13 protein-coding genes and 1 pseudogene are annotated in these 13,344 nt (G+C 70.4%); 3 read left to right on the top strand and 11 right to left on the bottom strand.

Features of this window, described 5'->3' with window-relative positions; genetic code table 11:
* Nucleotides 1-74 precede the first annotated feature (74 nt).
* Nucleotides 75-1,025, top strand: coding sequence for a hypothetical protein (locus DKL51_RS22825; protein WP_109943087.1), 951 nt, complete (start codon nucleotides 75-77; stop codon nucleotides 1,023-1,025).
* A gap of 113 nt (nucleotides 1,026-1,138) precedes the next feature.
* Here the strand turns inward: DKL51_RS22825 and DKL51_RS22820 are convergent, their stop codons facing one another.
* Together DKL51_RS22820 and pafA are read right to left on the bottom strand one after the other, a co-directional pair.
* Nucleotides 1,139-1,336, bottom strand: coding sequence for a hypothetical protein (locus DKL51_RS22820; RefSeq protein ID WP_109943086.1), 198 nt, complete (start codon nucleotides 1,334-1,336; stop codon nucleotides 1,139-1,141).
* Nucleotides 1,337-1,403: 67 nt separating this feature from the next.
* The gene (gene pafA / locus DKL51_RS22815; RefSeq protein WP_109943085.1) at nucleotides 1,404-2,762 is read right to left on the bottom strand and encodes a Pup--protein ligase; all 1,359 of its coding nucleotides are present in this window, start codon (nucleotides 2,760-2,762) and stop codon (nucleotides 1,404-1,406) included.
* A gap of 139 nt (nucleotides 2,763-2,901) precedes the next feature.
* Between pafA and rfbB the strand changes: the two genes are divergently transcribed.
* Nucleotides 2,902-3,879 (top strand): dTDP-glucose 4,6-dehydratase, encoded by a 978-nt coding sequence (gene rfbB / locus DKL51_RS22810; RefSeq protein ID WP_109943084.1) that lies wholly within the window; start codon nucleotides 2,902-2,904, stop codon nucleotides 3,877-3,879.
* A 94-nt stretch (nucleotides 3,880-3,973) separates the two neighbouring features.
* Here rfbB and prcA read toward each other — a convergent pair whose 3' ends face one another.
* From prcA to arc, 6 genes are all read right to left on the bottom strand, one after another.
* Nucleotides 3,974-4,807: a proteasome subunit alpha gene (prcA, locus tag DKL51_RS22805; RefSeq protein ID WP_109943083.1), complete on the bottom strand. Its 834-nt coding sequence runs from the start codon at nucleotides 4,805-4,807 to the stop codon at nucleotides 3,974-3,976.
* A 62-nt stretch (nucleotides 4,808-4,869) separates the two neighbouring features.
* A complete protein-coding gene (gene prcB, locus DKL51_RS22800) occupies nucleotides 4,870-5,709 on the bottom strand; it encodes a proteasome subunit beta (protein WP_109943082.1) in 840 nt (279 codons plus the stop codon).
* A 136-nt stretch (nucleotides 5,710-5,845) separates the two neighbouring features.
* Nucleotides 5,846-6,994 carry an RNA-guided endonuclease InsQ/TnpB family protein gene (locus DKL51_RS22795; RefSeq protein WP_109965910.1) on the bottom strand — a complete coding sequence of 383 codons (1,149 nt, stop codon included), beginning with the start codon at nucleotides 6,992-6,994 and terminating at the stop codon, nucleotides 5,846-5,848.
* Nucleotides 6,995-7,185: 191 nt separating this feature from the next.
* Entirely contained in the window at nucleotides 7,186-7,398 is a 213-nt protein-coding gene (locus DKL51_RS22790; RefSeq protein WP_109943081.1) for a ubiquitin-like protein Pup, read from the bottom strand.
* Between the two features lie 107 nt (nucleotides 7,399-7,505).
* Nucleotides 7,506-9,023 carry a depupylase/deamidase Dop gene (gene dop / locus DKL51_RS22785; protein WP_109943080.1) on the bottom strand — a complete coding sequence of 506 codons (1,518 nt, stop codon included), beginning with the start codon at nucleotides 9,021-9,023 and terminating at the stop codon, nucleotides 7,506-7,508.
* A gap of 177 nt (nucleotides 9,024-9,200) precedes the next feature.
* Nucleotides 9,201-10,982 carry a proteasome ATPase gene (gene arc, locus DKL51_RS22780; RefSeq protein WP_109943079.1) on the bottom strand — a complete coding sequence of 594 codons (1,782 nt, stop codon included), beginning with the start codon at nucleotides 10,980-10,982 and terminating at the stop codon, nucleotides 9,201-9,203.
* Between the two features lie 178 nt (nucleotides 10,983-11,160).
* On the opposite strand from arc, the gene DKL51_RS22775 reads away from it, so the two are divergent.
* Nucleotides 11,161-11,457: a ferredoxin gene (locus DKL51_RS22775; protein ID WP_109943078.1), complete on the top strand. Its 297-nt coding sequence runs from the start codon at nucleotides 11,161-11,163 to the stop codon at nucleotides 11,455-11,457.
* A gap of 52 nt (nucleotides 11,458-11,509) precedes the next feature.
* Here DKL51_RS22775 and DKL51_RS22770 read toward each other — a convergent pair whose 3' ends face one another.
* The 3 genes and pseudogenes from DKL51_RS22770 to DKL51_RS22760 form a co-directional block, all read right to left on the bottom strand.
* Nucleotides 11,510-12,052, bottom strand: a complete 543-nt coding sequence (locus tag DKL51_RS22770) for a hypothetical protein (protein WP_124812459.1) — start codon at nucleotides 12,050-12,052, stop codon at nucleotides 11,510-11,512.
* Nucleotides 12,053-12,216: 164 nt separating this feature from the next.
* Nucleotides 12,217-13,221, bottom strand: coding sequence for a tRNA (adenine-N1)-methyltransferase (locus tag DKL51_RS22765; protein ID WP_438819670.1), 1,005 nt, complete (start codon nucleotides 13,219-13,221; stop codon nucleotides 12,217-12,219).
* Nucleotides 13,218-13,344, bottom strand: a pseudogene (locus DKL51_RS22760) (peptidase M50); the annotation flags it as partial. The gene DKL51_RS22765 and the pseudogene DKL51_RS22760, both read right to left, overlap by 4 nt.

Below are 13,344 nucleotides of genomic sequence, written 5' to 3'. Positions count from 1 at the left end.
GCACTCCACCCCACCCGCCACGGCGGGCGCGGAATACGCCGGCGCGGCCCTGACGCAGCGGAAGGTGAGTCGACATGTCCCTACGGCAGATCCCGGAAGCCCCCGGTCTCCCCGTACGCCCTCAACCGGCGGTCGGTGCCGCACGTCGCGCGCGGGTGGCGCTGATCAGCGTCGCAGCCGGCGTCCTGCTCGCCGTGCTCTGGTCGTTCGAGCTGGTGGACTCCGTCATCGGCGACACCGTCGCCAACACCGTCCTCGGGCACGACGCCAAGGCGACCGCGATCACCGGCACCACAGCCGGGCTGCTCTTCGCCTTCGTCTCCGGCTTCGCCGGCACCTTCACCGCCTGCAACATAGCCATGGCCGCCTCGGTCGGCCCGATGAGCCAGGTCGGCGGCGCCGGCGACACCGAACCGGCGGGCGCCTCCCTGCGCTCCCTGCTCCGGCCCGTCGGCTGGCTGGCGCTGGGCATGGTCGTGGTCTCGGCCGGCTACGGGATCGTCGGCGTGCTGCTCGGCGACCGCCTTCCCCAGCTCTCCACCGACGTGGTCGACGGGATACCGGTCCGCCTGATCCAGTCGTCGGTGGTCTTCGGCGTGATCGGCCTGGCGCTGACCTACCTCGGCCTCGCCGCGCTCGGCGTGCTGCCCGACGTCTTCGCCCACCGGCCGGTGGCCCGGGTGGTCGCCATGGGCGCCCTGGTCGGCGGGTTCCTCGTCGGGCGGCCCTACCCGCTGTTCAACAAGCTGTTCCACTGGGCCGCCGACACCGGCAACCCGCTCTACGGGGCGCTCGCGTTCACCCTGCAGTCCCTGGGCAACGTCCTACTGGTCACGCTGATCTTCGCGATGGTCGTGCTGGCCACCCGGGGACGCTTCCTGCGCTGGATGGCGGACCCGCGCCGGGCGGCGGTGGTGACCGGCGGACTGCTCATCGCCCTCGGCGTCTTCACCGTCGTGTACTGGGACCTGCGGGTGCCGGCCCACTTCGGTATCGGCTGGTTCCCCACCATGCCGTACAACTGACCCGGCCGGGCGGGACGGATACCCCGGCCCGCCCGCCGCGGTCCCCTCCGGTGGCCGACCCGGCCGGCCGTGCTGACCGGGCTCGCCGGCGATCGGTGTGCGGGAGCGGCGGGTCAGCCGGCGAAGAAGATCAACGCCAGCCAGGCGCCGACGATCACGATCAGCGCCGTGGCCAGCACCCACGTCGGCACCGCGTACTCGCCGCGGCGGTTGCGCTCGATCTCGGCGCGGATCTTCTCGCGGCGGCGGTCGATCCAGTTGAGCTTCTCGGTGCCGCCGCGCTCGCGGTCGGCCGGTTCGGGAGTGTTCATCGCGCCGCCAGCCTACCGGTGGGCCGGCGGCCGGTGCCGTTCAGCACCGGCCGCCGCCCCGCCGTCATCACATGCTCGCGATCAGCCGCTCCACCCGCTCGTCGTACGCCCGAAACGGGTCCTTGCACAGCACGGTGCGCTGCGCCTGGTCGTTGAGCTTCAGGTGCACCCAGTCGACGGTGAAGTCCCGCCGCTTCTCCTGCGCGTGCCGGATGAACTCGCCCCGCAGCCGGGCCCGGGTGGTCTGCGGCGGGGTCTCCTTCGCCTCGAAGATCTCCGGGTCGGTCGCCACCCGGTCCACCTCGCCGCGCCGCTCCAGCAGCCCGTAGAGGCCCCGGCCGCGCCGCAGGTCGTGGTACGCCAGGTCCATCTGCGCCACCCGCGGGTGCGACAGCGGCAGGTCGTGCTTGCGCTGGTACCGCTCGATCAGCCGCAGCTTCGTCACCCAGTCGATCTCCCGGGCCACCGGGTCCAGATCGCCCGTCTCCACCGCCCGCAGCACCCGCCCCCAGAGCTCCACTACCCGCTTGGCGGTCTGGTCGCCGCCCCGGCGCTCCACGAACTCGGTCGCCTTCGCGAGGTATTCCTGCTGGATCTCCAGCGCGCTGACCTCCTTGCCGGAGGCCAGTCGCACCTTGCGCCGGCCGGTGATGTCGTGCGACACCTCACGGATCGCCCGGATCGGGTTCTCCAGCGACAGGTCCCGCATCACCACCCCGGCCTCGATCATCCGCAGCACGATGTCGGCGGTGCCGACCTTCAGCAGCGTGGTGACCTCGTTCATGTTGGAGTCGCCGACGATCACGTGCAGCCGGCGGTAGCGCTCGGCGTCGGCGTGCGGCTCGTCCCGGGTGTTGATGATCGGCCGGCTCCGGGTGGTCGCCGAGGAGACGCCCTCCCAGATGTGCTCGGCCCGCTGGGACAGGCAGTACACCGCCCCGCGCGGGGTCTGCAGCACCTTGCCCGCGCCGCAGATCAACTGCCGGGTGACCAGGAACGGGATCAACACGTCGGCCAGCCGGCCGAACTCGCCGTGCCGGGACACCAGGTAGTTCTCGTGGCAGCCGTACGAGTTGCCGGCGGAGTCGGTGTTGTTCTTGAACAGGTAGATCTCGCCCGCGATGCCCTCGTCGTGCAGCCGCTTCTCCGCGTCGACGAGCAGCCCCTCCAGGATCCGCTCGCCGGCCCGGTCGTGGGCCACCAGGTCCACGACCGAGTCGCACTCGGGTGTCGCGTACTCGGGGTGCGAGCCCACGTCCAGGTACAGGCGGGCACCGTTGCGCAGGAACACGTTGCTCGACCGGCCCCACGACACCACCCGCCGGAACAGGTACCGCGCGACCTCGTCGGGGGAAAGCCGACGCTGCCCGCGGTAGGTGCAGGTGACGCCGTACTCGGTCTCGAGGCCGAAGATTCGCCGCTCCATGATGTGACATTAGCCGCCCGGGGGCCCGGATGGGCAGCGCTCAACCCAGCCGTTTGATCAGGCTGCGTCACGCGGCGCCGTCGCCGTCGTCCTGGACATCCCGTCGCACGGCAGTCCCGCGGACGGTACGTTGCCAGCCGTGAGGATCCTCGTGACCGGCGGCGCCGGCTTCATCGGCTCGGCGTACGTCCGGCGACTGCTCACCGGCGCCGAACCGGCCGTCGACGCCGAGGCGGTCACCGTGCTCGACAAGTTCACCTACGCCGGCACCGAGGGCAGCCTCGCACCGGTCCGGGCCGACCCCCGGCTGCGGGTCGTCCGCGGCGACATCTGCGACGCGCCGCTCGTCGACGCCACCCTCGCCGGCCACGACGTGGTGGTCCACTTCGCCGCCGAGTCACACGTCGACCGGTCCATCACCGGCCCCGCCGCCTTCGTCACCACCAATGTGCTGGGCACCCAGACCCTGCTCGACGCCGCCCTGCGGCACGGCGTCCGCCGTTTCGTGCAGGTCTCCACCGACGAGGTGTACGGCTCGATCGCCATCGGCTCGTGGACCGAAGGGGATCCGCTCGACCCCAGTTCGCCGTACTCGGCCTCCAAGGCGGCCGCCGATCTGCTCGCCCTGGCGTACCACCGCACCCACGGACTGGACGTGCTGATCACCCGGGGCGCCAACACCTACGGGCCCTACCAGTACCCCGAGAAGATCGTCCCGCTCTTCGTCACCAACCTGCTCGACGGGCACGACGTGCCGCTCTACGGCGACGGCGGCAACATCCGGGAATGGCTGCACGTCGACGACCACTGCCGGGGCATCGCCCTCGCCCAGACCCGGGGCCGCGCCGGCGGCATCTACCACCTCGGCGGCGCCACTGAACTGACCAACCGGGAGCTCACCGGGCGGCTGCTGGTCGCCTGCGGCGCCGGCTGGGAGCGGGTCCGGCCGGTCGCCGACCGCAAGGGTCACGACCGGCGCTACTCGCTGGACATCACCACCAGCCGCCACGAGCTGGGCTGGTCCCCCACCGTCGACCTGGACAAGGGGCTGGCCGCGACCGTCGACTGGTACCGCGAGAACCGCGCCTGGTGGGCACCGCTCAAGCCACACCGCTGACCCGGGCGCTCCACCCTTACCTGGCCCCGCGCTTCGCCAGCCGCCCGTGCTCAGGCCGCCTGTCCGGGCCCGCTTCAACGGGCTTCGGCGGGCGTCACGCCTCGGGCTGCTCCGTCTCCTGGCCCTCCAGGTCCGCCGAGCCGGCCGACGTGGTCGGCTTGTTCGCCTCCTCGGTCGGCACCGTCGGCGTCTTCGCCCGCCCCGGCGCCGGCGCAGCGTCCGCACCGGCCTCACCCTCCAGCAGCGCGGTCAGCGCGGCTCCGGTGATCCGGCGGAACGTCCGGCCCACCCGGCGCCGGTCCAGGACCGCCACCTCCAGCTGGTTGGCCGCGATCGTCCGGGCCGCCCCGCCCTCCCCGCCGACGCTGCTCAGCGCCTGCATGGCCACCCGGACCGCCTCGCTGAGCGACATGTCCGGCCGATGCTGCGACTTGAGCACCCCGGCGATCGCGTCGGCCTGACCACCCATCGCCATCCGACCCGGCTCGTCGTTGACCGAGCCGTCGTAGGTCAGCCGGTAGAGCGAGTCGTCCTCCGGGGTGGCGCCCACCTCGGCCACGCAGATCTCCACCTCGAACGGCTTCGACTGCTCGGTGAAGATCGCTCCGAGCGTCTGCGCGTACGCGTTGGCCAGGGCGAGGCCGTTGACGTCCCGCCGGTCGTAGCTCAGGCCGTTCAGGTCGGCCATCCGCACCCCGGCCCGGCGGAGATTCTCGAACTCGTTGTACCGGCCCACCGCGGCGAAGCCGATCCGGTCGTAGATCTCGCTGACCTTGTGCAGGGTGGTGGAGAGGTTCTCGGCGACGAAGAGCACCCCACCGGAGTAGCTCAGGACCACCGCGCTGCGACCCCGGGCGATGCCCTTGCGGGCCAGCTCGGAGCGGTCGCGCATGATCTGCTCGGGCGAGGCGTAGAACTGCATGGCCACGGCGGCGGTTCTCCTTCGGGCGCTGTGCTGCGGACTGCTGACTGGTGCGGTTGGGAGCGGGATCAGCCGCCCGGGTTCTCCATCCGGCCGGAGACGACGCTCTCCGCGATCGTCGCCGTCTCGGCGTCGGTGAGCCGGTGGGTGCCCTCCGCCGTCGCCGTCATCACCACCGGGTAAATCCGGCGGGTCAGGTCCGGGCCACCGGTCGCCGTGTCGTCGTCGGCCGCGTCGTAGAGCGCCTCCACCGCCAGCCGGACGGCGTCGTCGATGGACAGGCCCGCGCGGTAGCGCTTCTTCAGCGCCGACTTGGCGAAGAGCGAGCCGGAGCCGATCGCGTCGTAGCCGGTCTCCTCGTACGGACCGCCGGTGACGTCGAAGCTGAAGATCCGGCCGGCCTTCGTCGGGTCGCCGGCGGCCAGGTCGAAGCCGGCGAACAGCGGGATCACCGCCAGCCCCTGCATTGCCGCGCCCAGGTTGCCGCGGATCATCGAGGCCAGCCGGTTGGCCTTGCCGTCGAGCGAGAGCATCGCGCCCTCGATCTTCTCGTAGTGCTCGAGCTCCACCTGGAACAGTCGCATCAGCTCGATGCCGATGCCGGCGGTGCCCGCGATACCGACCAGCGAGTACGCGTCGGCCGGGTGCACCTTCTCGATGTCCCGCTGGGCGATCAGGTTGCCCATCGTGGCGCGCCGGTCGCCGGCCATCACCACGCCACCGGCGGCCGAGATGGCCACGATGGTCGTCGCGTGCGGCGCCAGGTCGGCGGCCATGCCGGGCGGCAGCGGCCGCCGGCCGGGCAGCATCTCGGGGGCCACCTTGCTCAGGAACGCTGTGAAGGAGGACGTCCCCGCGTTGGTGAACGCATCTGGTAGACGCCCGGATGGATCAAAGCCCGCTGCCACGTGGTTCCTCTCAGGTAATTGATCGCCCTGGCCAGCCTCGCAGGATTGTCGCATGGCCAAGACCACCGTTGCAGGTCAGCTTCTCGGCCCTGAAGGGCCGAGCTTGCGGCTGTGGATGCCGTGCTGGCTGCACGGGTCACGCCGCGCTCGGCAGGCTGGCGGCTGCCCAGCCCGCGACACCGCGGGCGGCGATGTTGCGGGCTGCGTTCACGTCGGCGTGCTCAGCGAAACCGCACGACGTGCACCGGAAGGTGGACTGGTTGGAGCGGTTGGCCTTGGCGACGTGCCCGCAGGCGGAGCAGCCCTGCGAGGTGTACGCCGGATCAACGTGGACGACCGCGATCCCGGCCCGCGCCGCCTTGTAGGCGATTAACCGGTCGAGCTGATGGAACGCCCACGAATGCAGTGTGACCCGCTGGGGCCGTCGGAGCCGTACCCGGTCGCGGATGCCCGTGAGGTCTTCCAGGGCGATTCCGCGGCCGGTGCGTTCGGCCTCGGTCACGATCTGCTTGGCGATGCAATGGTTGGTGTCGGCCGCGAACCGGGCCTCCTTACGTCGGCGAGCCTTCAACAACCGCCTGGCCGACTTGGTGCCGATACGCTGAAGTTTGGCCCGCAGCCGCTGGTTACGGTGCCTGACCCGGTTCAACCCCTTACCGCAGTGCCGAGTTCCGTCGTTGATGGTGGCAATGTTCGCGATACCCAGGTCAACGCCCAGGAACCCGTCAGGCTCTTTCACCTCGACATCACCGATGTCGCAGGTGGCGTACAGAAACCACTTGCCGTCCCGGTGTACAAGGTCCGACTCGCCCCGCCGGTGCGCCACGAGAGTCACGTGTTGCTGTGGCGAGCACCCGAACCGCACCCGCATCAACCGGCCACCGACGGCCCAGATCGACACGGTGCGGTCGGCAAGCTGCCAGGACAGGCAGCGGTCGTCGAATGGCTGCGCGGCGTCACGCCGGAACTGGATGGGCTTCGACTCGGCCTTGACGCGGCGCTTCGACCCGGGCTTGCCAAGGTTGCCGACCCGGATGTTGGCCTTCAAGGTGGCGTACGCGCTAGCGACCTTACGAGCGACCTGGATCGCGGGCTGAGCCGATAGACCCAGGGCCTTCAAGCGGCCATAAGTGAGTCGCTGAAGTTCCCGCTTCGTGTGAATCCGCCGCTGGAACGCCTCAACCGAGGCGAGGTTTGCACCGTCGTTACACAACTTCAGCGTCGCCGAAAGCGCCGCCTCCTGGACGGCGTCCGGGTACAGGCGAACCTGCACGACGATCTTCACGTCCACACTCTACCCGCTTGCCCATCGGCCACCTGTGGTCACCGCCGCACGTCGCCGGGTCGTGCGGCGGAGTAACCCTCGCCGTAATTTGCGATTGCATCGAGAACCAGAAACGTCAAGGCTCGTTCCGGTGCCGGCGGCGCTACTGGCGTGTCTCAACCAAACCCGCTAGGCAAATCGGATATTTAGCATTATTCTCCCCCTTTTTGCACGTAACCCCTCACAAATTCTTCTGCGTTCTCCTCGAGGACGGAGTCGATCTCGTCGAGCAGGTCGTCGACGTCCTCGGTGATCTCGGCATGGCGCTCGGCAACCTCGGGGTTGGCCTGCGCGGCGACCTCCTCGATCTCCTCGGCCTGGTGCGACTGGCCGGACTGGGTCTGACCGCCTTCTTGCGTAGCCATCTGGTGCCTCCTCCACGATCGCCTGCGATCAACTTACCTCGCCGGAGCGACGAAAAGCCCGTCGCGCGCCGCCTTCCGGCACGCGACGGGCTCCGTAACGGCGGCGCTCAGCCGCCGGTCAGCATCTCCAGCAGATCCTTGGCGCTCGCGCACCGGTCGAAGAGGTCACCGACGTGCTTGCGGGTGCCCCGATCCGGCTCCATCATCGGCACCCGGACCAGCGACTCCCGGCCCACGTCGAAGATGACCGAGTCCCAGCTGGCGGCCACGACCTCCGAGGCGTACTGGGCCAGACAGCGGCCGCGGAAGTACGCCCGGGTGTCCTCCGGCGGCTCGGTCATCGCGGTGCGGGTCTGCTCGTCGGTGAGCAGGGTCTTCATCGACCCCCGGGAGACCAGCCGGTGGTAGAGGCCCTTCTCCGGGCGGACGTCGGAGTACTGCAGGTCCACCAGCTGGAGCTTGTGCGAACCCCAGCCCAGCTTCTCCCGCTCCCGGTACCCCTCCAGCAGTCGCAGCTTCGCCACCCAGTCCAGCTCGTCGGCGCAGAGGAACGCATCGCGGCTGAGCCGGTCCAGCACGCTCTCCCACCGGGCCAGCACGTCCGAGGTCTGCTCGTCGACGTCGCTGCCGTACCGGTCGTCCACGAAGGACCGGACCCGCTCCAGGTACGCCCACTGGACGTCGAGGGCGGTGAGCTTGCGCCCGTCGCGCAGCCGCATCAGGTGCTTCAGCCCGGGGTCGTGGCTGACCGCGCGCAGCTCACTGACCGGGTCGGCGATGCCCAGGTCCGAGCCGAGCGCCTTCTCCTCGATCATGGTGAGAATCAGCGCCGTGGTGCCCACCTTGAGGTAGGTGGAGATCTCCGAGAGGTTGGCGTCGCCGATGATGACGTGCAGCCGGCGGTACTTGTCGGCGTCGGCGTGCGGCTCGTCCCGGGTGTTGATGATGGGCCGCTTGAGCGTGGTCTCCAGGCCGACCTCGACCTCGAAGAAGTCGGCGCGCTGGGAGATCTGGAAGCCGCTCTGCCCGCCGTCCTGGCCGATGCCGACCCGACCGGCGCCGCAAACGATCTGCCGGGTGACGAAGAACGGCGTCAGGTACGCCACGATGTCGGCGAACGGCGTCTGCCGCCGCATGAGGTAGTTCTCGTGGGCGCCGTAGCTGGCGCCCTTGTTGTCGGTGTTGTTCTTGTAGAGGTGGATCGGGTGGGTGCCCGGGATGGTGGCCGCCCGGCGGGATGCCTCCGCCATCACCCGCTCCCCCGCCTTGTCCCAGCGCACCACGTCGAGCGGGTTGGTCACCTCGGGAGTGGAGTACTCCGGGTGCGCGTGGTCGACGTACAGCCGGGCGCCGTTGGTCAGTATGACGTTGGCCAGCCCGAGATCCTCGTCGGCGAGCGCCTCGGCCGGGTCGTAGGCCGCCCCGGAGTAGGTGAACCCGCGGGCGTCGCGCAGCGGCGACTCCTCCTCGTAGTCCCAGCGGGCCCGGCCGCCGCGGTTGAGTTCCGGGCGCGCCCCGTAGGCGTTGACCACCTGGGAGGAGGTGACCATCGGGTTGGCCCCGGCCTGGCCGGGCACGGAGATGCCGTACTCGACCTCGGTGCCCATGATCCGTCTAACGCTCATCGACCTGCCGCTCCGCTCGCCGTCCCGGTCCCCCCGTCAGGTCGAGCGTAGTCGCCGTCACGCGCAAAGGGGGCGTGGCGGCCCTGCGGCGTACGGTGTGGCGACCCGCGGGGGGACCCGGCGCGGACGCGGAAAAGGCCCGCGGCAGCGCGCCGCGGGCCTTCGCCGTACTCGTCGTTACAGGTACTGACCGGTGTTGCTGGCGGTCTCTATCGACCTGCCGGCCTCCGCGCCCTTGCCGCCGGAGACGAGCGTGCGGATGTAGACGATCCGCTCGCCCTTCTTGCCGGAGATGCGGGCCCAGTCGTCCGGGTTGGTCGTGTTGGGCAGGTCCTCGTTCTCCCGGAACTCGTCGACGCAGGCGTCGAGCAGGTGCTGCAGCCGCAGCCCCTTGCGCCCGGAGGTGAGGAACTCCTTGATGGCCATCTTCTTGCCCCGGTCGACGATGTTCTGGATCATCGCGCCGGAGTTGAAGTCCTTGAAGTAGAGGACTTCCTTGTCACCGTTGGCGTAGGTCACCTCGAGGAAGCGGTTCTCCTCGGTCTCCGAGTACATCCGCATGACGACCGCGTCGATCATCGCCGCCACGGTGGCCTGAGGGTCGCCGCCGTGCTCGGTCAGGTCGTCCGGGTGCAGCGGCAGCCCGGAGAGGATGTACTTGGAGAAGATGTCCTTGGCCGCCTCGGCGTCCGGCCGCTCGATCTTGATCTTCACGTCGAGTCGGCCGGGGCGCAGGATCGCCGGGTCGATCATGTCTTCCCGGTTGGAGGCGCCGATGACGATGACGTTCTCCAGGCCCTCCACGCCGTCGATCTCGCTGAGCAGCTGCGGGACGATGGTGTTCTCCACGTCGGAGGAGACGCCGGAGCCGCGGGTGCGGAAGACGGAGTCCATCTCGTCGAAGAACACGATCACCGGGGTGCCCTCGCCGGCCTTCTCCCGCGCCCGCTGGAAGACCAGCCGGATGTGCCGCTCGGTCTCACCGACGTACTTGTTGAGCAGCTCGGGGCCCTTGATGTTGAGGAAGAAGCTGGTGTGCTTCTCCTCGCCGCGACGCTCGGCGATCTTCTTGGCCAGCGAGTTGGCCACCGCCTTGGCGATGAGCGTCTTGCCGCAGCCGGGCGGGCCGTAGAGCAGGATGCCCTTCGGCGGCCGGAGCTGGTGCTCACGGAACAGGTCGGCGTGCAGGAAGGGCAGCTCCACCGCGTCGCGGATCTGCTCGATCTGCGCCTGGAGGCCACCGATGTCCTCGTAGTCGACGTCGGGCACCTCCTCCAGGACCAGCTCCTCGACCTCGCTCTTCGGGATCCGCTCGTAGGCGTACGCCGACCGGGGCTCGATCATGAGCGAGTCACCGGCCCGGATCGGCGAGCCGATCAGGGTCTCGGCGAGGTGCACGATCCGCTCCTCGTCGGAGTGCGAGACCACCAGCGCCCGGTCGCCCGGGGCGCCGTCGGGACCCGCGAGGATCTCCTTGAGCATCACGACCTCACCGACCCGCTCGTAGCCGAACGCGTCGACGATGTTGAGCGCGTCGTTGAGCAGGACCTCCTGGCCGCGCCGGAGCTCGTCGACCTCCAGCGAGGGCGAGACGGCGACCCGGAGCTTGCGGCCACCGGTGAAGACGTCCACCGTGCCGTCGTCGTGTTTCGCCAGGAAGACGCCGTAGCCACTCGGCGGCTGCGCGAGGCGGTCGATCTCCTCCTTGAGCGTCACGATCTGCGCGCGAGCCTCCTTGAGGGTGCTCACGAGCCGTTCGTTGTTCTCGGTCAGCCGCGCCAACTGTGCCTGGGTGGCCGCCAGCCGCTCTTCGAGCTGCCGGACGTGTCGGGGGCTTTCGGTCAACTTGCGCCGCACCAGGGCGAGTTCCTCTTGAAGGAACGCGACCTGCGTGGAGAGATCGTGGGCCTCCTTCTCCCACCGTACGGCGCGCGAATCCGCGTCGTCGCTGCGTGCCACGTCCCACCTCCCCGGGGGGCTTGAACGTTCTGACCTAACACTAGCCGCTATGAGCCCGATCTGGTCCCACGCAACGCGCTCGTCACCGAAGCTTGATCGCCAAGGGTGGGTCGACGGGCAGGTACGGGCATTCGGGTACCGTCGGAGCGTGGGACGGGAGAACATGGGGGGTGCACCAGTGGCCGAGGTCGCGACTGACCAGCTTCAGGTCTGGGTGGACCAGGATCTGTGCACGGGCGACGGGCTCTGTGTGCAGTACGCGCCGGAGGTCTTCGAGTTCGACGTCGACGGCCTGGCGTACGTCAAGGGCGCCGACGGGGAGCTGCGGCTGGCCCCGGGCAGCCGGGTGGACGTACCGGAGCACCTGCGCCTCGAGGTGATCGACTCGGCGAAGGAGTGCCCGGGCGAGTGCATCCACGTGGTGCGCGGCAGCGACGGCGTCGAGGTGGCCGGCCCGGAGGCCGAGGAGGACTGACCCGCCCGCCCGCCTGCCGGTCCGCGGGGCGGGGCCGGCGGGCGGCGGCGTTTCAGAGCACCGGGCGGCCGACCACCGAGGCGACGAGCCGGGCGAACTCCTCCAACCGGGCGATCTGCCCGGCCCCGCCGTCGTCCAGGGTCTTGCCGAAGCGCAGCGCGTCGTGCCGGGGCGCGCCGACGATCTCGTCCCCGGCCGGCGCCTCGTCCAGCGAGCTCAGCAGCAGGTAGACGTCGATGCTGTCGACCCTGATCTCGCCCGTGTCGGCGCGGGTCAGCCGCCGCCGGCAGCCGACCTCGGTGACGGTGGAGACCGGCACCACGCGCAGCGAGGAGGTCATCGAGCCGGGCGGGCCCTCTCCCGGCGGGACGTCCTCGCCGTGCCAGAGGACGAGCCGGCTGCCGTCGCAGACGACGACCTCCTGCCACACGCCGTTGACCTCGTTGACGAAGCGTTCGAGGGTGAAGCCGAGCACCGAGGCGCCGCGCAGCACCCCGCCGAGCGCCTCGAGCGCCACGTCGGGGTCGCGCAGGTAGGCCCGGGCGGCGGATTCGAGGTCGCTGTAGGGCGACCAGTCCGGGAAGACCGCGGGCACGGTCGGTACGCCCGCCGTCCAGGCCGGCCCGGGCTGGGTGCCCGCCGTGCGCCCCGATCCGCTCGCTCATGCCACCGTCTCCGCCTGCTCGGTGTCGTCCCGGCGCCGGTCCGCGCCGGGACACATGATCCGCTTCCGCCTCGCCGGGTCGCCCGGCACCCCCGTCACGGCTCGTCCGGCTCCTCCGCCGGCCCGGTCGGCTCGGCGCCGGCCACCTGCGCGGCAGCCGCTTGTCGGGCCGCCTCGGCCTCCCGCAACGCCTGCCGCCGCTGCACGTACGCCTCGGTGCCCTTGCTCGGCTTGCGCCGGCGCGGCGGCGCGGTGACCCCGGGGGCGAGCTTGCGCGCCGACACCAGGAACGCGGTGTGCGCGATCATCCGGTGGTCCGGGCGGACGGCGAGACCCTCGGCGTGCCAGTCGCGGACCAACGACTCCCAGGCCCGCGGCTCAGTCCAGCCGCCCGGCTCGCGCAGCGCCTCGACCAGCTCGGACAGCTGCGGGGTGGTGGCCACGTAGCCGATGAGCACGCCCCCGGGGACGATCGCCCGCTCGACCATGTCGAGCATCTCCCAGGGCGTCAGCATGTCCAGGATGATCCGGTCGAAACCGGTCTCCTGGCACTCGGCGACGTCGCCCACATGCAGCCGCCACGAGGGGTGCGGGCCGTTGAAGAAGGCCTCCACGTTGCGCCGGGCGATCTGGGCGAAGTCGTCACGCAGCTCGAACGAGTGCAGCTCCCCCTCGGTGCCGACCGCGCGCAGCAGGGAGCAGGAGAGCGCGCCGGAACCGGCGCCGGCCTCCAGCACCTTTGCACCGGGGAAGATGTCCCCCATCGCGACGATCTGCGCCGAGTCCTTCGGGTAGATCACCTGCGCGCCCCGCGGCATGGAGAGCACGTAGTCCGACAGCAGCGGCCGCAGCGCCAGGAACGCGGTGCCGCCGCCGCTGGTGGTGACCACGCTGCCGTCGGGCAGCCCGATCAGCGTGTCGTGCTTGAGGATGCCCCGGTGGGTGTGGAACTCCTTGCCCGGCTCCAGCGTCACGGTGTGCATCCGCCCCTTGGGGTCGGTCAGCTGCACCCGGTCGCCGGGGCGGAACGGCCCCCGGTGCACGGGTGTCAGCGCCGGCGTGGCGGGGTCGGCCGGGACGGCGGAGGGATGTGCGATCACGTGTTCATCTTCCGTTTGGGTTCCAGGAGCTGTGCCAGATCGGCGATGTGCAGAACGCCGACGACATCTTCGCCTGCCGTCACGACGTACTGTGCGCCCGGGTGGGTCTGCACGGTCTCCATC

It is taken from the genome of Micromonospora globispora, assembly GCF_003857015.1.
GTDB lineage: Bacteria > Actinomycetota > Actinomycetes > Mycobacteriales > Micromonosporaceae > Micromonospora > Micromonospora globispora.
This window is presented reverse-complemented; position numbering and strand designations above follow the sequence as displayed.